This is a genomic window from Methanosarcina sp. MSH10X1, from assembly GCF_004099695.1.
In the GTDB taxonomy this organism is placed as follows: domain Archaea; phylum Halobacteriota; class Methanosarcinia; order Methanosarcinales; family Methanosarcinaceae; genus Methanosarcina.
In genome coordinates this window covers 31610-54502 of the sequence record NZ_SCHL01000007.1, presented here as the reverse complement: position 1 = coordinate 54502, position 22893 = coordinate 31610, and the positions used below count along the sequence as shown (strand labels likewise).

Here is a 22893-nt window from a genome sequence, read left to right as displayed (position 1 = left end):
TCAGACCTCCTGAGTAACATTAATCCACAGGTGCAGGTTCCTGTAAGGTTCAGTTTTTTCAGTCTCATTGAAAAGCAGAAACTCTAACTTCATATTCTCCCCCTCAAAAGGCGGCGTAAAATTAATCGGTTCTTCCCATGACATATTATGCCCAAGAGTTACATGTTTTTGACTTTCCGGGAGAGATAGAGATTGGTTTTCAAGCCTTACTTCCATTGTATAATCTACGGGTCTATACTCGTGGTTTATGATTCCTATAAAAACTGTTCCCTCTTCTCCCCGTATAAACTCTGTAGGATAGTTCTCTGCTGTCCTGTTTTTCCCAAGGATATAAAATTCGGTGAAATGTTCTCCCTCTTTAGGATTTCCTATTATGTAGGCGAGGCTACCCATAGAAGCCAGAATAGAAAGGACTAAAATAAATGTAATTGTTTTATCAATTTTTGATTCGGATTTCTCAAGAATTTCCGTCTTCATGCTCAGGAAATAGGTCTTGAATGAAATCTCAAATACTTCGTCTTCGGGCAGCAATCTCCTTCTGTAGTATGCAACTGCACACATCAGGAGAATAAAAACTGAAAATCCTAGCAGCACAGGAGTTTCACTGATTCCCCAGATGGAGTAGTTAAGGCTGAGTCCTATTATCGGGACGACTGCAATACTCAGTCCCAAGGCGATAGCAGCTCTCTCAATCTCCTCAAGATCTTTTTTTGCCGGAAAGATAGCTCCAGCGAGGGAGTAGCCTGGCAAGAAGAGCACCAGAAAAATACCCAGGCATGTACGCAGGAAACTGTCGCTAAGTACAGGCACGAGTATGAAAATGTTAGTAATAAGTACAAAACCTGCAACAATTAGCAGGTCCAGAGGAAGTTTTCTATTTCCGGCCATTTTTACCACTGGTAAAATCTTTTTATATTCTACTTCTTTGAATTTATACTTATGTAATCCTTCATCAACTCATTCTCATTGCACTTTTTTCCACGTAAGATTTATCTTTTCAGGTGGTTCTCTGCAGAACCTTGAGGAAAAATGTCTTTACAGCTCTAACTAATTTCTGCTGGGATTATTCTCTATTTTCGAACCCCCAATTTCGAATATGATATACTTCTTTTTCAGGTTCGGTTTTTCTTCGAAAAGTGTCCTTGATTTCCCGGTTTTTGACTCCCCTTATTGATAAGATCTCTTTGTGTGAAATATTTTTCCCTCTTCTAAAAGACCTTTACTTACCGGCATTCTATTTTGCATATACTATGAATGTTTTAACTTCTCTTGTGTATCTCCGGGCTTGCATAGAAAATTTTATTTTGTATTTTTCCCTTCTATGCAAGCATGAAAGTACTGGTTACAGGAGGAGCAGGTTTCATAGGCTCCCATATAGCTGAATATTTTGCGGAAGCTGGGCACACAGTCAGGATTCTGGATAACCTTGCCACGGGTTTTCTCAGAAACATTCCACAGAATAACAATATCGAGTTCATTCAAGGAGATATCTGCGACTTTCCCTCAGTAGAAAAGGCGGTTTCAGACATGGATTATGTCTTTCATGAAGCCGCCCTTGTGTCTGTACCTTTAAGCTGTGACAGACCCGCCGAGGCTTTCCGGATTAACACTCTTGGAACCCTTAATTTACTGCATGCCTGCGTTAAAGCCGAGGTCGATAAATTTGTGACAGCATCTTCAGCTGCTATCTACGGAAATAATCCAATCCTCCCAAAATGTGAGGATATGTATCCTGAGCCTGCTTCTCCTTACGCTATCTCTAAACTTGATGGGGAGTATCTTGCAAGGATGTTCTATGACAACCATGGGCTTCGTACCACTTGCCTGCGTTATTTCAATGTGTATGGCCCTCGGCAGGACCCAAAATCCCCATATGCGGCTGTTATTCCAATTTTTATTGAGAGAGCAAAATTAGGAAAGGACCTCATTATTTATGGCGACGGACTTCAGAGTCGGGATTTCGTGCATGTCAAAGATGTAGTCAGAGCAAATGTTGCGGCTCTCGAGTATGGTGATGGTCAGGTCTTTAACGTGGCTATGGGAAAAAGTGTAACAGTTCTGGAACTCGCGGAGAATATCATTAAATTGACTGGCTCCTCTAGCAGGATTGTACATGCTGACCCAAGAGCAGGCGATGTTAAAGATTCAAAAGCTGATGTTTCAAAAATCTCCGGCTGGTGGAGAGGAGAGACTGAATTAAAAAATGGATTAAAGGATCTCATCTAACCAATTAATATTTTATCATTGAGAATTAGCAGAGTTCGTCGGATATCTGTAACTGATTTCTTAATCTCTTGAATTAGTTCGACTCATTTCGTTGGATACACGCAAGCCTTTTCAAAAATCTTTCCGAAAAGGCTTGACCGAGCCTTTTTTCAGAAAGAGTTCAACCGCAAATCTTTTGAGAAAAGGTTGGATCGAAAACCTGGTAGTGCGTTGTTATCTACTGACGAAAAAGTTACGTTCAAGCAGATGATCGGTTGTTAGTTCTCGTATTTTCAATTTCCCAGTCTCTAAAATAATAAAATCATTAAAAAATAGGGTTCTAACCGAAAACGTATGCAATATCATTTATATTCGATCTCGCTTTGGTTTTTATGACATTATACTCTTAGCATCTAAGACTGATTATCTAAGACTGATTATCTAAGACTGATTATCTAAGACTGATTATCTAGGACTGATTATCTAGGACTGATGTTTTTTCTTTACAATCGTTCCTATAAGGATGACTATCAGGAATGATAGAAAGAATCTTGCAATTTTTGAGATGCCTGGATTAATGTTTTCTTTGGAATGTATACCGGAGTTAGTTGTCAGATCGGTTTCGCTTTGTGGCTCTATCTCTGAAGATATCTGAGTTTCTCCGGTTTTCTTTTCCATCACCTCTGAGCTTTTCTCGGCCGTTATTGCAAAAGGAGAAAAACCGGGAGTCTCAGCTTCGAGATGGATATATCCTTCACTTTCGTCCAATTTCTTTGTAGGAAGGGAAGTCCAAGCATTTCCGTTAAAATGTTGGAGGGCTAGCGAGTTAGCATTAATGTCATTCTCAGTTATCCAGTCTTTGTTTACTTTAAATCCTACAACAGCATTCCCGATATTGTTGGAATTTGCAAAACCCCCATTTCCTATCCAGATATTTATATATTTGTAAACTTCTCCTTCAGGTGCGGAGAGTGCCAGTAAAGATCTCGCTTTAAGTTCCTCAACAATGGCTGTAATCTTTCCGACATTCTTCCTGGCATTGAAGTTCACGTAGTCGATAGCAGTTGCTCCCTGTACGAATTTGAAGCTTATCTGTCTGCCGTTTGAAATGAACTGCTGGCAGAGTTCTTTTGATTTGACATTCTTAGAAGGCTCAGGCGACCCTCCTGCTCCGCCTTGACTCCTTCCATCGTCATTGCCTCCTCCGTTATTTCCTCCGTTATTTCCTCCGTTATTTCCTCCGTTATTTCCTCCGTTATTTCCTCCATTGCCATTATTTCCTCCGTTATTTCCTCCATTGCCATTATTTCCTCCATTTCCGGAACTGTCGTTATTTTCTGAGCTATCGCTCGATTTAATTTTCAAGTCAGTCTGAGCTAGCCCTACCACCCCTTTTCCCGGAATATATGCTCCGGAAATAAGATAATAATGTCCTGCAGGTAGATCAAAAGCTGTAAGTGACAGCATTTTCTGACCTTTCTCTCCTATTGCTATGGAGCCTTTACCTTCCCCTATCATAGTCTGGATTTCTGTCTGCAGTTCGTCTCTGGTAAGTTTTGACATGTAATTTGAGGAGTTGATGCCGAATTCATTAATAAGATCGACTTCGTTTATTATTACCGATGTGCCGTTTCTGGTACCATCAGAGTTTATTTCTATGTCTGCTTTATACGCCTGCTCCCTGATCAGTAGAGCGCCATAGGTGCAATTATCTTCATCGGGGGCATTTTCAAGGTTCATTTCTATGTCAAGATCCTCCCCTTTTGTTATATTTACAGGGGCTGAAATGCGCAGCTTGTATTCCGTAACTACAAAAACAGTCGCAGAAAAGATTGTCACGCTGTCATCTCGATTTTTCTGGACAATAACTACGCAGTACTGGCCTGGTTCAAGCGACCCGAAGCTATAATTTAATATATCGCCATCCTTTCCGAGAACAGTAGAGTATCTCCTGTACTTCCCGTCCAGGCTATCGTGAAATAAGACATCTAAATTCCTTATATCTTCTGCCGTGAAAATATCACAGATTTCGCAAGCAGAATCTGAAGTTATATTGAAAAGATAGATTTCCACTACGCCTTCCAGCTCCGATTCTCCGTGGAAAGACATGTTTACTTTCTCCCCCGGCAGGTAGACGGGATGGGAGAGATAGGTAGGATTTGATGGATAGGTTATTGTGTAATTTTCATCCTGGAGTTTGTATAAGGTTCCGGAGGCTCTACAATATTCGATCTCTTCCGGGCCGCAATATGTGAGTTTTATTGGACTGGGAAGCTGAATTCTCCCTTCCTGGAACGCACGTTCCATTGTAATCCAGTTTCCTTCAGTAGGGTTGCTGGTGTGATCCAGAACATAAATCATTCTATCAGTAAAGTTCATACTGCCAATAGTGCTTACATTTTTTCCATTATCGCCTGCAATCGCTGTTGCAGAGGCTAATATAAATAGAGTTAGTGCAATTAGTAGTAAACTTTTCTTCAAATAAATACCCCCATTCTCTATCAAATATTTTTTACCAACTCCATCGAGTAGTAGTAAAGTTTCTATCCTGGCTTCCAGAGGAAGCTGTTTTCTTATTTCACTTTTTTCTTAAGTATATAACCAGGACTAGAATTGCTGCTCCCACTCCCGTAAGTAGATAAAATTCATCCATAAACAACCTGAAAAATTCGGACTTCAAAGTACTCTTTTCCAAGGGTTGTGCCTGAAATTCTTTTTCTTCCGGATTTTCTTCTGAACTCAATACCATAGAATCGTTCTTTTCTACCGGGGTTTTGGAGACCACTGGTTCTGAAGAGGACTCAGTCTCTGACAGTAAAGAAGAAGCATTTTCTGCTGATGGAGACAGTCTTATCTTTTCAGAGGATGAACTGGCTAAAGAAGAATGTCCGGAAGACAAGCCTGAATTCGAATCTGAACCTCTTTCAGGCTGAATGATTACCTCTTTCATTATGCTTCCCACTTTTATTTCAAAATCCCCGGCAGGAACAGCTTTTGTATCATAGGAATAGCTAAAATCCCCTTTCGAATCGGCTTCTATACCTTGATACGCCGTAATTTTCAAATCTACGTCTGAAGTTCCTTCATTAGCATCCCCATCGATCTTTATTATGTAAGTACCCGGAGGAACACTCGACTGAGATACGGTGGAAAGTCCTCCCGAAGCTTCTGAACTTTTTGTTACCCATATAATCATTTTTACCCTTACATTGAGATCTTTGGCTCCCCTGGCCTCAACTGTGAAAAAGTTATTCAAACCCGCTGGAATTTTTACGTCTTCAAGAATGTATTCAAACTTTCCTTCTGAGACCGGAACGGTTTTTTCAAAAGTCACATATACATCAACTTTTTCTTTAGGAGATGTACTCCCTTTTATGCTAATGGTATCTCCACAAACAGGCTCTTCAGGGGAAAACTCCCAGTTATCAACGGACGCAGCTGCAGGAGAAGTTAACATTAAAATCAGGATTGAAAGGGAAGCAGCTATAAAAATAAATTCTTTCCTCTTATTGATGAAATTAGTTAATCTATACACCGGAGTTTCTCCTTTTCAAACGATTTCTGATATATTTTTAAATATGTATTGACTATTTTGTCTAAATTAATTTAGAGAGTTAATTTATCAAAGCTTTATGCTTTTAGAATACACATGCAAACTTTTCTATAATCATAGTATAAATTTTTATCTACTGTAATGGACCTATTAAATAGAAAAAAGGTTTGTTTAAAATTTGAACGTTAAAATATATTTTGGCCTTTGCGGGTCGCTGATGTCCTGAACCCGAGATAAATTATTATTTGCGCGGTCACAAGTTTTTATGATTATTTAAAAGGTAGCTAAAGTTTATATCACTTTCTCATTTTTTAATCTTTCAGATATTTCTATTGAAGATCCCAAAATAACTCTTAGTCTTTGTAGCAGACACACTAGGGTTACTTCCGCATGTTAGAAAGGCTCTAATTCTACTTTCCTTATTGTTTATCTGATTGGTATGTACTATCAAACATTAATACCCGACAAAAGTTTTTTATATGTTGCAGTTCTTTTTACAAAATACCTTCCCAACAAATAGGGCAAGTCTGCTGTATCTTATGGGGGCATGAATATGTTATTGAGCATTATCTCTTCAAGTGCAATTTCAATGGTTACGACTCCTGGAATCCCGCAATATGGAGCCTCAGTCGTTTTCGGGCTTATAGCGCTTCTTTCCATAAAAGAAGTCCTTTCAGCATCCGATAAGTGGAACAATTCGCTTAATAGCTCGTTAAACCTGGCAATTATACCATTACTTTTTGTTTTTGGAGGTATAGTCTTTTGCAAAGTCCTGGAGACTATCTAATCCCAGTTTTCATAATTCACTTTTTAATTTAATTTTTCCCACAGATTAATTTCTTCATGACTTTTTATCCATTTAATTCGGATCGCTTACCCGCTCTTCTTTCATAATTTCATCCAATCTCTAATATAAATTAATTTTAACCTCCTTTAATTTTCTTACAGGGTTTTTAATCTCTAAAGCCAATTATCCAACCGTTTAAGATGGCATTTTTTTAGATTTCCCTGCAGCTAGAAAATTAAGAGATATGGATTCTTAGAAATTGAAAAAATCAGATTAACAAGACTCATTAAAGATTAATAAGAAAAATGGAGAAAAGTCTGATAAATTAGAATCAGTTTTGTGAAACTGGTTTCTAAGAGTTCAGAAACCTGTCCAGCCACTTAGATAATGGGGAAAAATCCCGAAGAGGAAAACATTAATAAAGCCATGCAAAACAGCAATAAAGGGTAAACTTTTTGTTTTGTAAAAAAGGAGCCCCATCAGGAATCCTACAAAAGTTGTATAAAGTATTTCATAAGTGGTTCCATATCCTGAGTGCATAAGTCCGAATAGGATACTTGTAATTATCAGTGATTCACTGATACTTAGTGCCTTCGCGAGCCTTGTCTGGAGGATTGACCTGAAAATAAGCTCTTCTATTAAACCAACAAAGAAAACCATAATAACTGTGAGCTTAAGTAGGTTTTCAAAACCAAGGTCCGGGATTAAGTACTCTGATCTTATGGTCAGGTATTCTCCAAATCCAAGAATAAAACTCAGGGGAATGGAAAGAACCATATATGCTCCTATATTCTTCATCGAAATCCCTATTTGCTCAAGTGAGTGCCTCTGATGGAGTATTATAACTGCCACAGGGATTGCAAGGGAACCGTAGATGAATATAAAAATATAAAGGGTTGTTTCAAAAAAGACAGGCATTGAAAGATTTATCAATCTCAGGATAGGGAGAAGCATTAGTGCCTGGTAGATTTTCTGAGTTTCTGGATTATGAATGTATATGTTAGAAAGAGAAAGTGCAATCAAACTTCCAATGTGTATAAAGATAGCGATTTTTATTGCCCCTAAAAATATCAGCATTTCGGCAAGGGCGATACAGAGGATCGGTATTGCAGTAAGGAATCTGCGTTTTCTTAACTCAAAATTTTCCTGAATTGTTCCTTCAGTCCCGGCTACTTTCCGGGTTTTAAATGGATATAGGGTTTTCAGGGAATTCTTTGTAAGGTTGCTTTCTCTCCATGTCACGCGAGGGTATATAAAAAGGATCACAAGCGCTGTTACTATTCCTCCAACTTTATATACATCCAGATATAGTCTGATCTTATTAAATAGACTCAAATTTTCATATGAAGTTGAGGTAACTCTCGAATCCCTGGCTTCTTCAAAGGTTCTGGAAGGCATCTGCTCGGTATCAGATCCCGTTTCCTGAGTGGAAGACTCAAAACCACCACAATATCCGGTTTCAAGAAAACTTGCCAGTAGAATCAAAACTAAAAATGATGCGAAGATCAGGAAATTTAGTTTGTTTCGTCTCTTATGAGAATTAGTTGACTTTTGCATGGAATAACTCCTTTTTAATGGAGCGATTTAGGTTTATCACGTATCCGCCTTGAATAAAAGTTTTAAAATTTCTTACAATAGATTGTCAAATATCAAAAATTCCAAATACTATACAATCTCTAACTCAAATATCATATAAATTTTTTTTGATAGTATTTGCTCAATTGGCTACTAAATTCACATGAGTTCTTTATATTGACAAGGTTAAAAATTTAATCACGTTTTTAAAACACAGAATATTCAATGTATTAAATTATTAAAAAAGTTCAACTCCCGAATGAATTCCATGCCAATATAAAAACTTTATATGACTATTTGAGATTTTTAAGGAAAGGAGTTCATCTGGATTACTGAATAATATACATAAATATTTATCGACAGCTGGCAAGCTACTTAAAAGCCTGTGCAAAAAATCATTGGCAGATTTAAAAGCTGCCTATTACAATCGCCTTTTCATTTTCTGGACTTTCAAAAAACCAGTTATTTTTATTGTACATCTATCCAGAGATTGAGGTCCCTGTAAGGTGTTTCTTTCTCAGTCTCATTAAAGAGCAGGAACTCAAGTTTCATATCTTCGCCCTCAAAGGCAGGTGTAAAAATAACTGGTTGTTCCCAGGTCTCGTTATGGGCGAGGGTAATATACCTCACATTCTCCGGAAGGGACAGTGACTTATTTGCAAGTTTTAGTTCCATTGTGTAATTCATGAGCCTGTACTCATGGTTTACAACGCCAACAATTACTGTCCCACTCTGTCCGAGCGTATAATTTGTAGTATAATTGTCGGCTTTTCCTTGCGGTCCAAGTAAATAGAACTCCGTAAAATGTTCTCCTTCTTTTGGGCTCACAACTACATACCCAAGGGTTGCGACAGAAAGCAGAATGGAGAAAATAAGAAAAACCGTGAGAGTTTTATCCAGTTTCGATTCCGATCCGTCCAGAACTCCAGCTTTGAGTGAAAGTGCGGCTGAGCTGAAGGAAATACTGAAGGTCTCAGCTACAGGAAGCTTTATCCGCCTGAAATACGCAATCCCACACATGATAATAATGAAAGTAGACAGGCTTACAAGAATTGGAAGGGGCCTGATCCCCCAGGGTGTATAATTGAGGCCGAGCCCTATCAGGGGCACAACTGCGAGACTCAATCCGAAAGAAAGAGCCACCCTCTCGATTCCGTCAAGATCGGATTTTGCAGGGAAGAGCGCTGCAATCAGAGCATATCCTGGCAGGAAAAGTACGAAAGGTAGTCCAAGCGCATTCCGGACCATTGTTTCACTTATTCCGGGAGTTAGCACGAAGATATCTGTAAGGAGCATAAGCCCCGTGACAATCAAAAGATCTGAGGAAACTTTATTTCCGGTCATGTAGGTCATCCGGCTCTAAGTCAAAATTATATTTTGTTTTTCTCAAGAAAGCGAATCCTTTCTTTGAGCAAAGTAAATATTTTTCTAATGCATTTTACTCTTTCGCTCTATTTTTCAAGGATAAAAATCTTAAAAAGCTCTCCTTTCCATTTCTTGTACTTGTTTTCTCTTTATCCTACATCATTTTCTCTATTAATTTTCGCCCAGACTCCCCTGTCTTTCTTATAGCTTTTCTTCTGCTTTTTCCTGAATATTTTTTAAGCCATTTCTTGATTATTTTCCTGAGCGAAAACCTGATTCTTTACTGACGCCAGCCTTTTTGATACTGTTTATTCTTCATACTTCTTCTTTATACTTTTTCCCCTTTAGTTCACTCAAATACAGTTAACTACCCTAATTTTGTTGATTTTACTTTTCCTTCTTTTACTTTTTCCTAGGGAAGTGCGGCGAGTGGTAGAAGCAATAATAAGAGCTTGAAATTATAGATACTGTGAAATAGGTTCTTGCGAAAATCCATAAGTATGCGGAACTGAAATTTTGGACGAGCTGAGGTTCTTAGATACTGTTTTTGAAACTTATCCTTCTATTGATTAATTATTATATTTTTAGTTCATTGGATTAATACGAATTTTCAAAAACTGTTATTTCAATCGTATAATTTTATGTCCATATTGATACAGACTCTCTAGGTGTTGTTATTTCTTAATTATTATTTTATGATAGTACAACTGTCAATAAATTTATATATCTTTCTTCTAAATTCAAATTAAAAAAAATATAACTGTATCGTGATTAAACAGATTAAGAAACTAACGGATTTATCCTTTTTGGATTAATTAGTTCTTAAGGCCTTCATATATCCACGTGCTTTAAATTATTAATACATAGAGTTACGCGATAAAATAACTAAAATATTTAAGGGGGTCATCCAGAGTGAGTGATCAATTGTTTACGGGTAATTGTATCCGGTCCACAGTAAACAAGAAAACCAAATGTGTTATGGACAATATCTCTAAAAATATAGTTGCAGTACTTCCTGCCTACAATGAAGAAACTTCTATTGGAAGTATTATCCTTCTAACGAGGCTTTATACCGATAATGTCGTCGTGGTCGATGATGCAAGCTCAGATCGGACAGCGGAAATTGCAAAAAAGGCCGGCGCTGAAGTAATCATACACCATACTAACAGGGGAAAAGGTGCAGCTCTCGAAACCGGCTTTGCAGCTGCAGCCTCTCTTGGTGCCGATATAATTGTGACAATGAGTTCTAGCGGCCATCATAACCCTGCAGATATCCCTAAGCTTGTCGCCCCTATTATTAAAGGTAGCGCAGACATAGTTAATGGGAGCCTGTATCTTAACAGCCCGGATAGGACAATTCCCGTGTATCGTCGTGTAGGGCAGACCATCCTTGGCAGGCTTGGCAACAAAAATCCGCGCAAGAACGAATATTCTCAGACAATCTTCCGGGCCTGCGCAGCCTCTACAAGTCGCATCATTCATTTCGATGCCGAGGGCATGGCAATAGAAGATGGAGCACTTGCAGACACAGGCATGTCCAGCCTCCGCATAAAAGAGGTTGAACTAGGCACCCATCGTAATTTTGGAGATCAGGTGAAATATCCTATCAGGTATATTCTTGGCGCTCTGAGAGATGTCGCGAGGGATATCGAGGTCAATGAGCCCCTGTACTTCTATGCTGTGCCAGGTTTTGCCCTTGCTACTTGCGGTTTTTACATGGGTTTGAAATTTCTTGGAGCCATTATCCTTGGAATAGGAAGCTTACATCTCTGGTCGCTATCACTGATGGTCTTTCTGTCAGTTGCCGGCGTTTACATGACAATGAGAGGAATTGTGATTCATTCTCTTGTAGAGGTGGCTACTCAAACAGAGACTGTATAAGTATCTAATTTTAGCTGCTCAGGCATCTGCACTGAAAAAAAGGCAAGTTGAGATTTTTTAATCTTGTTATGAAGATGTCTGAATGGCTGCGATTTAAATAAAATATTTCTACAAAGTAGCACTGGGGTTATTCAAAATGGGCAATAGATTGCTTGCGGGCAAAAGTGAAACGCAAATGAGAAAGTATGAAGAAAAAGCGTGCAAAAGCAGCACATCTCCCCAAAATATCACTGTTATCCTTCCTGCCTATAATGAAGAAGTTTCCATCGGAAGTATAGTCCTCCTTACTCGGTTCTATGCCGATAATGTAATTGTTGTCGATGACGGAAGCTCTGACCGGACCGCTGAAGTTGCCAGAAAAGCCGGAGCCGAAGTGATTGTCCATAAAGTTAATCAGGGAAAAGGGGGAGCCTTAAAGACCGGCTTTACAGCCGCAGCCGATCTTGGTGCCGACGTGATCGTGACAATGGATTCGGACGGCCAGCATAACCCGGCTGATATCCCTAAACTTGTCGCTCCGATCATTGAAGGCAGCGCAGATCTGGTTAACGGCAGCCGCTACCTGAATGGCCTGGACAGAAACACCCCCGTCTACCGCCGTGTAGGGCAGACAATTCTGGACAGGTTCACCAACCTGAGCTCGGGCCTCACAATTACTGATTCTCAGAGTGGGTTCCGTGCGTTTGCAGCCTCTACAAAAGATCTCTTCCGTTTCAACGCCCAGGGCATGGCAATAGAAAGCGAAATGCTTGCAGATGCAGGCAAATCCGGCCTTCGCATAAAAGAAGTTGAAATCGGGGTCCGTTACGATATAAATAGTAACTTCAGGAACCCGATAAAGTTCTTCGCTGAAATACTTTTAAGAGTTATGGAAGATCTAGAGGTTAACAGACCTCTGTACTTTTACTCCGTACCGGGATTCGCCCTTGCAACAGTCGCTTTATACATGGGAGTCAGGCTCTTTGAATCCTTTTATCTTGGCGTGGAGAGCGTAAGTTTCGGTCTGGCTTTCCTGATGATCTTTCTGGCTCTTTTAGGGATTTTTATGACCGTAACTGGAATCGTAATGTATTCAATGGCAGGATTAATAAAGCAAGCCAAGTCTGTTCAATAATCTACTCTAAGTGTGCCCGATTTGGGCAGTCAAATTATATCTTTTCCTATCTCTTATTCCTCTTTTTTATCTGTGATGTCTGTAATTATTTTTGCTTTTTACTTAATTGGCTAACCTTCTTAACTATGTTAATCATCGGTATCGCTCATAATTAAAGAATTAAACTAATTTACTGCTAAATTATCAATTTTAAAAAAATTTTTCTCTCCGAGCATCTTTCAAAAAATGCGGCGTGTGTCTGTCAGAAAGATTTGCCCTGCAAAGCAATTTTTTTTAGAGTTTCTCTAAAAGATTCAAAGAATTTTGTCTTATATGTGAGAAAAGTGTACTATGCTCTTACGCTGTCTTTTTTGACTCATTTTTTCATTCTCTTTTCAATCCCATTTCTATATTTTCTTATACAGCAGTTTCTTCCCCTTAATGTTAGTCTAATTGTAAATTCTTATATTTATTGAATTGAAGCCGCGGACGATGATTTTATTAATTTGTTTATATAATATTACACATCTTAAGCAAAAAAGTTATATAGTCTCATTCTAATTGTTGGTTAAAAAATTTCTACTGTTTCCAATATTAAACAGTCCTTCTTTAGAGATGTCCATTTATGACCCTGACAATTGCCGCAATGCCAGCTTATAACGAAGCCAATAAAATAGCAAACGTAATCCTGGGCTGCAGGAAATACGTTGACAAAGTCGTGGTCGTTGATGACGGTAGCTGCGATAACACCGCCGAGCTAGCCGAATCCCTTGGTGCCTACGTGGTCCGTCATGAAACCAATAAAGGATACGGGGCAGCTCTTAAGAACTGTTTTGAAACAGCTAGAAAACTTGGGGCAAGTGCCATGGTCATAATAGACTCTGACGGCCAGCACGATCCTCATGAGATCCCCAGGCTGCTTGAGCCTTTGAAAAACGGATTCGACCTTGTAATAGGCTCAAGGTTTGTCAATGGAAATGGAAAAAACGTTCCAGCATACCGAAAAGTGGGTATGAGAGTCCTTGATATGGCAACTTCTTTTGCAGGCGGTCTGAATGTCACAGATTCCCAGAGCGGTTTTCGGGCTTACGGCAAAAAAGCCATTGAGAAAATAAACTTGAGTGACTCCGACATGTCCGCAGGCTCTGAAATTCTTATTCAGGCAAAGGATCACAAGCTGAAATATACCGAAGTCGAAATTCGATGCCGGTACGATCTGGAGAACACTTCCAGCCAGAATCCTTTCGTACACGGGCCCAAGGTTCTGTTACGGCTTTTAAAGGATATGGAATACAAAAGGCCTCTGTACTATTTCACAGCTCCAGGAATGCTTATGAGTGCAATTGGGCTGTCTCTGGGGCTGAAGCTATTACATGATTTTTATTATGGAGGGAGTTTGAGTTTTGGGCCGACTTTTTTGATGGCGCTGCTGATTATCGTTGGGATGTTCATGGTGTTTACGGGGATTATCCTTCATGCAATGGCGAGGATGATTAAAGAAATTAAGTTAGGTGGGATTTGAATTTCTTATTGGGAGGTCATATTCTGAACATATTACGTGTTGCTGCTGACTTATATCCTTCTGTAGTAGGAGGTGCCGCTCTTCATGCCCATGAAATGTCTAAAGACCAGACCAGATTGGGGCATAATGTGACTGTTTATACAGCATGCGAAAATTGTAACCGTACATATAGATCTGCTTATGGTTATTATATCCATAATTTTAAACCATTTATAAAAATACTTGGGAACTCTATCCTACCAAACATGTTTTTTGGTCTGATGAAAAATCAGTCAAAGTACGATATTATCCATGCTCATTCTCACCTTTATTTTTCAACTAATCTTTGCGCAACAGTTCGACAAATGGGCTCATCTCCTCTTGTCATTACCGATCACGGATTAAACTCCCAAACCGCTCCTAAATGGTTCCAAAATCTTTATACAGCTACCGGTGCAAAACTCACTTTTGCATCAGCGGATAAAGTCATCTGTTATACAGAAACCGAAAAAAAAGAACTTGTCGATCTGGGAGTGAAGTCTAGAAAGGTCGATGTAATACATAATGGAATTGACACTGATCTGTTCGTTCCAGCTAAAGAGTCCTGTTTTGATAAAAAACAATTGTTATGGATAGGGAGATATGCTCCCGGAAAAGGTGTAGATTATCTTATCGACGCTTTTAATATTTTAAGGCTCAAGCATCCCGATGCTACTCTTACAATGGTTGGCAAGGGACCGGATAAAAACCAGATTCTTCAAAAAATACGTGATTTGAACCTAGAAAGTAACATCGTAATGAAGGACTTCATTCCAAATTCTGAAATTGTAAGTTTGTACCAAAATTCAAGCGTTTTTGTACTCCCAAGTCTTGAGGAGGGCGTACCAAGGACCGTTCTGGAAGCTATGTCCTGCGGTGTGCCGGTTGTATGCTCAAATTTACCACAACTTATTGACATTGTCGATGGCGGTGGAACACTTGTACCTGTAAAGGATCCTCAAGCTCTGGCAGATATACTTTCTGAGGTTCTTTCAGATCACTCTCTCGCAAAGAAATTCAGGGAAAACGGGAGGAGAAATGTGGTTGAGAACTACTCCTGGAAAGATACTGTGAATAAAACAGTCCAGCTTTACGAAGAGTTGATCTAAATGTCCAAAATCGTGATCACAGGCGGTGCAGGTTTTATAGGTTCTCATATTGCCGAAAATCTTGCGAAAAACGGTCATGAAATTATTATTGTCGATAATCTTGATCCTTATTATTCTACTGACCTGAAGATGAGAAATCTGGATATTGTCCTTAACAGTGGAGATGCCACTTTTATCAATGCCGATATTACTAATCTTACTAGAATGAAGCAGATAATTGACAGCACAGTAGATTACGTTTATCATGAAGCTGCCCAGGCAGGCGTTAGAATTTCAGTTCAAGACCCGTTTAAGCCAAATGATGTAAATGTACTGGGCACTTTGAACGTGCTTAAAGCTTCTCTTGATGCTGGTGTAAAAAAGGTTATTAATGCCTCTTCATCTTCGGTTTATGGAAAAGTAAAATACCTTCCTTTTGATGAGCAACATCCTACAGAGCCGGTTTCTCCATACGGTGTTAGTAAATTGGCTGCAGAACACTACTGCAGGGTATTTTATGAGATCTATGGGCTTCCAACCACCTCATTACGCTATTTTACAGTATATGGGCCAAGAATGAGGCCTGACCTTGCAATTTCAATATTCACACGCAAAATGCTCGCAAATGAGCCTATTACTGTTTTTGGTGATGGAGAACAGACTAGAGATTTCACTTATATTGAAGATGTTGTAGAAGCAAACAAAAGGCTCCTTTACAATAAAGCAACTGATGGAAAGGTTTTGAATATTGGCGGCGGAAATCGGATCAGTGTAAATGATTTGATTGATAACTTGAAGTCCATTACCGGCTCAACGTCCGAGGTAATTAACGCCGGTAAGCAAAAAGGAGATACTGAGGATACGCTTGCAGACGTTGATCTGGGAAATCAAATGATCGGATACATGCCATTATTCAATATAACTAAAGGCCTGAACAAATTTGTAGATTGGTTTAAAGATGAGGGAGATATTCATGGGGTCATTAAACAAGTTAACGTTACTTCATCAGGTTCGCAAAAATTAGTGACTTAACTTATTTGATTTAATTTGACATCGTCATTATAACAGACTTAATAGAAATCCATACAATCAGCCATAAGAGCTAAAAATAATATTGTGAATGATTTTCATGAAAGTTTTGGTTTGCGCTTCAGAATATTATCCCTATGGATCTGGGATAGCAAACGTAGCATATAGAGTTGTAGAACAGTTAAAATCAATGGATATTGATTGCAGTGTTTGCTCTCCAACTGGTCCAGATATTAAGCTCGGTAGCTCAAAATTGATTAGAAAACTTGGCATAGTTGGATTAATTTATTACTGGTACAAAGTAACTAGTCACTTTAAGAATAACGATTATGATATAGCATGGTTACATAATCCTTTTATTTTAAAAAAAAATCCGTTCGGTAGTTCTTTAATAACTTTAAATTCAACTTATTACGGAAAGTCAGCTCAGAAATTACATCCTCTTCATTATAATCTTTTCGTATCTAGAATTGAGAAATATTGTCTGAATAAAGTTAGCAGTCATACTATCTTTACCGCTGTAGGATACTCCGTTTTGGATGAAATGAGAGATTCAGGTGTAACTCACAAAATCATTTATATTCCAAATGGAGTTGATACTTCTGTTTTTAAGCCTGCTTTTAATAAGAAAATACTCAGGAATAAGTTCGGGTTCCCAGCAGAAAACATTATCCTTTTAAGTGTAGGCCGTTTGATAAAACTAAAGCAACCTTTAAAACTGATACAAACTTTTGAAAGACTTAAATCAAATATAAAAAATGTAACGCTTGTTGTTGCTGGAGACGGAGAATTACTCGAACCCTTAAAAAAATATGTTTATACAAATAATATAAAAGATGTTATTTTTCTAGGTCATATCAAAGAAAACTTACCTGATCTTTACTCTTGTTCAGATTTTTACATTACAGCCTCAAGATATGAGGGCGGAGGACCTACATTAGCAGTTGCAGAAGCTATGTCTTCTGGATTACCTTGTATAGTATCAGATATTCCAAACTTGAGATTTATTGCAGATATCAACGCAGGAATAGTCTTAGACTTTAATAATATTGAAGACTCAGCTAATTCTATTGCTGATCTTTTACTTAGTGACAGTGAGTATTATTCAAATAATGCAAGGAAATTCGCTGAAAAGTTTCTCAATTGGAAAGCCATAGGAACAGAGTATCAGAAAAACTTTAAAATTTTGGTGGACTCTAATGGATTATAAAAGGTATACACACATTGGTCTTATAACTTCTCCAATATCTCTTGCTAATAGAAACCAATTAGCAAATTTGGCAAGTATTCTATATTCTATTTCAGACAGCATATTTTTTATTACCGGAAACGCTGGAACTAATATCTTTGAAAACGATAAAAAAGTTCATTTATATCCAGTAAAATATACGATACAGAAAAATACATTTCTAAAAATCGTAGCATATATGTTATTACAATTTAGGATTTCTTGGAAGTTTCTCAAGATTAAAGACAATGCTGAGGTCTGGATTTTTTTTCATGGATCTGGGACTTTATTGATTCCGATACTTACTGCGAAACTCTTTAGGAAAAAAGTAATACTAATGCTACCCGGATCTTCAAAAGCACTTAAATATGCAAAGGACCCCTTTTATATGGTTGTAAAAACATTAGAGTGTATAAATTTATTGTTGGCAGATAAAATAATTATTTATTCAAATATTTTAATCGGAGAATGGGGTTTGGAGAAATACCATTATAAAATCTCTATAGCTCATGAGCATTTTCTGGATTTTTCAACTTTTTCTCTAACATCTGAATATAAAGAAAGGCAAAATTTAATTGGTTATGTTGGACGTTTAAGCGAAGAAAAGGGTATTTTGAATTTGATAAAGGCGATTCCTGAAATAATTAAATGGAATAATAATATAAAATTTTTAATTATTGGTGATGGAAAACTACGTAATGAAATTGAAGCGTATTTAATTGAAAATGATATCCTTGATTATGTTATATTTTCTGGATGGGTGCCTCATGATGAGCTTCCAAAGTATTTTAATCAGATGAAATTGATGATTTTGCCTTCTTATTCTGAGGGGCTTCCAAATGTGATTCTTGAGGCAATGGCTTGCGGTACGCCAGTACTGGCAACATCAGTTGGAGCAGTCCCTGATTTCGTAAAAGATGGAAAAACGGGCTTTATCATTGAAACCAATTCACCCGAATCTATTTTCAGGAATATAACTAGGGCTATGGAATCTCCTATATTAAACGAAATTTCTACGAATACAGTTCTAAAAGTAAGATCTGAGTTTAGCTATGATTCGGCGGTTAAAAATTATGAGAGAGTCCTTTATTCATGTTATTAATCAAAGGTTAAAATAAATGAATAATGCAAATTAAATCAGTTATGTCTCTATATCTAAAAATATTTCATCTGGTTTAGTGATCTTAAAATGAAGATTAAGGATTATATAGAAGACGGTATGCATACTTTCTCCATCGCTTTTCCCTATTTCATACTACTTGTTGTTTTAGGTGCATGTTTATGTATGCTTATTATTGGTAGATTTAATTCAGCTTTCAACGGGCTAGTAATCGCAATTCCGGCACTGATCTCTTGTCACTATACTCTAAATTTAAAAAATGAGCAAGTAGATCTAAAAAAGGATATATATATCTCTATTCCAAATAGCAATATCTTTAATTATTTGTTCTGGGCTATTTATTTTTTTTCGATAGTAGTTTTATTTATGCATGAAAGCAGACCGTGGTATTATTTTCTTTTAATTTCATTTTCTTACTTAATTATATTTGTCCAAATATTTTCTAATATCAAAAAGCCTGCATTGATACTTACTGAGCTATTCTTTATCATGCTAAATTTAATTTATAGTGTCACCATGAATTATGGGTTCTATTTTGGAACAACTGATTTACTTTCTCATATATTCATGTCTAAAATAACTTATCTTTCTGGACATGTGATCCCTATTTCTCTTAGCAATTATTCATATTTTCCTCTATATCACATCTTGTTATCTGAAGCATCTTATCTATTGAATCTCGATATGAAAACATCTCTTTTTTTAATAACGGCACCAATATATGGAATCACAGTAGTTTTTATTTATTCTATTTTCTTAAAAACATCCCATAATCAACAGATTGCTCTTTTATCTTCTTCTCTGTATTCATTAAGCTCAGTTGTAATATACTACGGTGTAAATTTAATTGCAAGAACAATGGCCTTCATTTATTTTATCATCATATTATACTTTGTTTATTCAAGTAGCCAAGGAAAGAACAGTATGAGATTCAGAATTCTTTCCATTCTGATTTCCATATCTTTAATCTTGGTCCATCAAGTTTCAATTCCTCAAATTGTATTGTTACTTTCAATCGTATTTATCTCAGAGTGGCTCACTGGTAATAAAAATTTCCTAAGTAAGAATTATTATGTGCTAATAAATGTTATGTTCATCTCTTATTGGATCTTTGTCGCATATATATTCATTACAAAAGATATAAGTTCGAGGTTGCAGCTAAATTATTTAGATTCAGTAGTGCTGTTTGGTGGAAGTTCCGGGATATCTCAGAGTGAATGGATGAAAATACTCGGATATTTTGATGACTCCATATTCTTATTTTTCGCTTTGATCTCAATTGGCTATCTCTTGAAGTGCCATAAAAACAATTATGCATCAGTTTTTGGGCTAGTTGCGCTATTTACACTTATATTTTACATTCCAAACCCATTAAATTCTGTATGGCAATTTATGGTGCTTTTTAGATTCGATCGTATCATGTTACTTGTTAGCCCATTTATGGCTTTTGTTATGGGAGTTGGGATTTATTTGTATTTAATAACTGGTTCAAAAACTTTTCCCAAGTTGTCTAAAAGTAAATTCATTTCAGTTTTTACTTTAATCTTTATTTTTTCATTTGTTTCGCTAGTTTCTAGTGTGTCGGACTCGGATGATCTCTGGATAAATCCTCAACATGAGTATTTCAGTAATCAAGAATTGAATGGTTTTAACTATATTTCTAATAAAGTTCCGTTTGGATCTATTCTTTATTCTGATTATCATGCAATGAGATATTTCCCTGGTAAATTCGAATATTCCCAATCTTTAGGCGTCTCATATTACCGGTCTAAGAAAATTAAAAACGTAGACTCTCTACCTTCTTATAATGGTTATATAGTAATACGCGAGCGAGAATTAGCAAGAAATGGGCTGTATTTTGGAGAAAATGAACTAGAATCAAGGGACGCACCTAACTATTTATATGTAGGCACTCCAGAAAATCAAATGAAGCTATATTCAAAACTAAAAATGAACGATAAAGTTTATTCAAACTCTGCAATTTCTGTTTATTATAATTGAAGAATTGACTTCGATATAGGGAATCAATATTATTCTTTCGGAGGAGAAATGCTATGATATCTAAAAATGCTAGAATTTTCTTAATTTATTATGACTACTTAGACTCTAATACCGGTTCAAACACCCATATTTTAGAGCTCTTCTATAATTTGACCAAATATGTAGATGTAACATTATTTGCTCCAAAAAGTCAGAAGAGATTAGAACTGAAAAATATAAAATATATTCCTCATATAAATAAAACTTTGTTTATAGGTATTTCTTACGAACTCTCCTTATTTTTCTATTTACTTTATTACTGCTTAAAAAACAAACCTAATGTAATTTATCTAAGACAAAATTCCTTTTCTTTTCTTCCTGTATTTATATGTAAATTTTTCAAAATTCCCTGTATTATTGAAATAAATGGGTTTATTCGTGATGAGGCTTTGATGAAAGCTTCCTCAATATCTGTTACACGTAGTATATATTATGTTTTATCTGTAGCATCTGAGAAATTCAATTATAATCATTGCGATAAAATCGTATCTGTTACTCAAAATCTTAAAAAGCAGATTATTAATGTATACAAGATTCCAGAGAATAAGGTTGTAGTAATTAACAATGGGGCAAACACAGATTTATTCAGACCTCTAGTTAAGCAAGAATCATTGGATAGACTAAATCTAGATTCTTCTTATTTTTACGTCTGCTTTGTTGGTAATTTAGCTCCTTGGCAGGGAGTTGAGTACCTTATTAAGGCGAGTCCTTTAATTTTAACTGAATCTCCTCAAACACATTTTTTAGTAGTTGGGGATGGTGTTATGAAAGAGGAGTGGTTGCAATTAGCAGAGAATTTAGGAGTATTAAACAAGTTTATTTTTACAGGGAGTGTTCCTTACAAGATGGTTCCGACGTATATTAATGCTGCGGATATTTGTGTCGTCCCAAAAAAACCTCTAAATTCAGGATACTCTCCATTAAAATTATATGAGTATATGGCGTGTGGAAGACCAATTGTTGCAACGAATACTAGCGGATTCGAAATATTAGCGGAAGTGAATGCTGGGATATTAATTAATCCTGAAAATTCCGAAGAATTTGCAAATTCTGTCCTTTTATTACTTGATAATCCTGAAGTGAAGAACAGTATGGGTGAAAATGGTCGTAAATACGTTGCCGAAAATCACAGTTGGGACGGTGTTGCAAGAAAAGTATTAGGTGTATGTAATGAAACAAAAATCCATAAAATCTGATCTTTTGGAAAACTAATTCCTTTTATTAGTTTCTATAACCTACAATGTGTGATATTCGCTGTAACGTAAGAATTTATTCTAAGATAAACAACGAAAGGAAATAACTATGAAAATACTCTCAATCATCGGAGCTCGTCCTCAGTTTATAAAATGCGCCCCTCTTTCCCGTGCAATTCGTAAAGAACACAAAGAAATACTTGTACATACAGGTCAACACTATGATATCAATATGTCTGAGATTTTTTTAAAAGAACTTAAAATCCCAGAACCTGATTACAATTTAGGTATAGGATCAGGTCGGCATGGGGAGCAAACGGGAAAAATGCTCTTAGAAATCGAAAAAATTCTTTTAAAAGAGAAACCAGACATGGTACTTGTTTACGGAGATACAAACTCTACACTTGCAGGTTCACTTGCTGCAGCAAAGCTTCAACTGAAACTTATACATGTGGAAGCAGGCCTTCGTTCTTTTGATCGCAGTATGCCAGAAGAAATAAACCGCGTGCTCACAGATCATGTTTCAAACCTGCTCTTTTGTCCGACTAAAACTGCTGTACAGAACTTAAAAAAAGAGGGAATCTGTAAACGAGTATACAATGTAGGGGATATAATGCTGGATTCTATTGTGTACAACCAGCGCCAGGCAGAAAAAAAATCCAATATTTTGAAAGAGTTGGGGGTCTCGCCCAAGAAGTATTTGCTTGCAACTATACATAGACCTGCAAATACTGACTCTAGAGAGAATTTGATTTCAATTGTTAATGCATTATTTGATGTAAATGAAACTATCGTCTTTCCGATCCACCCAAGAACTGAAAAATATTTAAGACAATATGGGCTCTGGGAAACTTTGACACAAAAAATTATAGCTATTCCACCTGTAGGCTATCTCGATATGTTAAAACTGGAGGCAAATGCTCTAAAAATCCTTACAGATTCAGGAGGGGTTCAGAAAGAAGCGTATATGCTTGGTGTACCCTGTATAACTATAAGAGAAAACACTGAGTGGATTGAAACTGTAGAAGATGGGTGGAATGTGCTTGTTGGAGCTAACTATGAACAGATTGTAAATTCCGTAAAAAACTTCTGTGGGTGTACAAGCAAAAAAAATGTCTTTGGAACAGGAGACGCAAGTGAAAAAATCTGCAAGATCTTAAATAGTGAGTTTGATTTATAATATTGCTGTACTAAGG

At 37.0% G+C, this 22893-nt stretch carries 17 protein-coding genes; 12 read left to right on the top strand and 5 right to left on the bottom strand.

From position 1 onward, the window contains the following. Positions 1-888 (bottom strand): DUF1616 domain-containing protein, encoded by an 888-nt coding sequence (locus tag EQO05_RS07740; protein ID WP_128505446.1) that lies wholly within the window; start codon positions 886-888, stop codon positions 1-3. Positions 889-1329: 441 nt separating this feature from the next. On the opposite strand from EQO05_RS07740, the gene EQO05_RS07735 reads away from it, so the two are divergent. After that, positions 1330-2226, top strand: a complete 897-nt coding sequence (locus EQO05_RS07735) for an NAD-dependent epimerase/dehydratase family protein (protein ID WP_128505313.1) — start codon at positions 1330-1332, stop codon at positions 2224-2226. 462 nt (positions 2227-2688) lie between these two features. Here the strand turns inward: EQO05_RS07735 and EQO05_RS07730 are convergent, their stop codons facing one another. Together EQO05_RS07730 and EQO05_RS07725 are read right to left on the bottom strand one after the other, a co-directional pair. After that, positions 2689-4686 carry a TIGR04279 domain-containing protein gene (locus EQO05_RS07730; RefSeq protein ID WP_128505311.1) on the bottom strand — a complete coding sequence of 666 codons (1998 nt, stop codon included), beginning with the start codon at positions 4684-4686 and terminating at the stop codon, positions 2689-2691. Positions 4687-4783: 97 nt separating this feature from the next. Then, a complete protein-coding gene (locus tag EQO05_RS07725; protein ID WP_128505309.1) occupies positions 4784-5740 on the bottom strand; it encodes a hypothetical protein in 957 nt (318 codons plus the stop codon). A gap of 571 nt (positions 5741-6311) precedes the next feature. Here EQO05_RS07725 and EQO05_RS07720 point away from each other — a divergent pair. Continuing rightward, entirely contained in the window at positions 6312-6545 is a 234-nt protein-coding gene (locus EQO05_RS07720; RefSeq protein WP_205793739.1) for a hypothetical protein, read from the top strand. A 360-nt stretch (positions 6546-6905) separates the two neighbouring features. On the opposite strand, the gene EQO05_RS07715 is transcribed toward EQO05_RS07720, so the two are convergent. Together EQO05_RS07715 and EQO05_RS07710 are read right to left on the bottom strand one after the other, a co-directional pair. Further along, entirely contained in the window at positions 6906-8102 is a 1197-nt protein-coding gene (locus EQO05_RS07715; RefSeq protein ID WP_240664469.1) for a CPBP family intramembrane glutamic endopeptidase, read from the bottom strand. Between the two features lie 486 nt (positions 8103-8588). Next, positions 8589-9464 carry a DUF1616 domain-containing protein gene (locus EQO05_RS07710; RefSeq protein ID WP_128505307.1) on the bottom strand — a complete coding sequence of 292 codons (876 nt, stop codon included), beginning with the start codon at positions 9462-9464 and terminating at the stop codon, positions 8589-8591. Positions 9465-10397: 933 nt separating this feature from the next. Here EQO05_RS07710 and EQO05_RS07705 point away from each other — a divergent pair. The 10 genes from EQO05_RS07705 (at position 10398) to wecB (ending at position 22877) form a co-directional block, all read left to right on the top strand. Next, positions 10398-11366: a glycosyltransferase family 2 protein gene (locus EQO05_RS07705; RefSeq protein WP_240664467.1), complete on the top strand. Its 969-nt coding sequence runs from the start codon at positions 10398-10400 to the stop codon at positions 11364-11366. A 136-nt stretch (positions 11367-11502) separates the two neighbouring features. Next, positions 11503-12480, top strand: a complete 978-nt coding sequence (locus tag EQO05_RS07700) for a glycosyltransferase family 2 protein (protein WP_128505306.1) — start codon at positions 11503-11505, stop codon at positions 12478-12480. Between the two features lie 604 nt (positions 12481-13084). Beyond that, positions 13085-13981 carry a glycosyltransferase family 2 protein gene (locus EQO05_RS07695; protein WP_128505304.1) on the top strand — a complete coding sequence of 299 codons (897 nt, stop codon included), beginning with the start codon at positions 13085-13087 and terminating at the stop codon, positions 13979-13981. 8 nt (positions 13982-13989) lie between these two features. Next, positions 13990-15108: a glycosyltransferase family 4 protein gene (locus EQO05_RS07690; RefSeq protein ID WP_128505302.1), complete on the top strand. Its 1119-nt coding sequence runs from the start codon at positions 13990-13992 to the stop codon at positions 15106-15108. Further along, complete coding sequence (locus EQO05_RS07685) at positions 15109-16119, top strand: SDR family NAD(P)-dependent oxidoreductase (protein WP_240664462.1); 1011 nt, start codon at positions 15109-15111, stop codon at positions 16117-16119. 97 nt (positions 16120-16216) lie between these two features. Next, positions 16217-17326 (top strand): glycosyltransferase family 4 protein, encoded by a 1110-nt coding sequence (locus EQO05_RS07680; protein WP_164888502.1) that lies wholly within the window; start codon positions 16217-16219, stop codon positions 17324-17326. Then, positions 17316-18446 (top strand): glycosyltransferase family 4 protein, encoded by a 1131-nt coding sequence (locus EQO05_RS07675; protein ID WP_128505298.1) that lies wholly within the window; start codon positions 17316-17318, stop codon positions 18444-18446. Before EQO05_RS07680 ends, EQO05_RS07675 begins: the two co-directional genes overlap by 11 nt. An 87-nt stretch (positions 18447-18533) precedes the next feature. Then, on the top strand, positions 18534-20465 hold the full coding sequence (locus EQO05_RS07670) for a hypothetical protein (RefSeq protein ID WP_128505296.1): 1932 nt from the start codon (positions 18534-18536) through the stop codon (positions 20463-20465). A 53-nt stretch (positions 20466-20518) separates the two neighbouring features. Beyond that, entirely contained in the window at positions 20519-21700 is a 1182-nt protein-coding gene (locus EQO05_RS07665; RefSeq protein WP_128505295.1) for a glycosyltransferase family 4 protein, read from the top strand. 106 nt (positions 21701-21806) lie between these two features. Further along, a complete protein-coding gene (gene wecB, locus EQO05_RS07660) occupies positions 21807-22877 on the top strand; it encodes a non-hydrolyzing UDP-N-acetylglucosamine 2-epimerase (RefSeq protein WP_128505293.1) in 1071 nt (356 codons plus the stop codon). Positions 22878-22893: the final 16 nt, after the last annotated feature.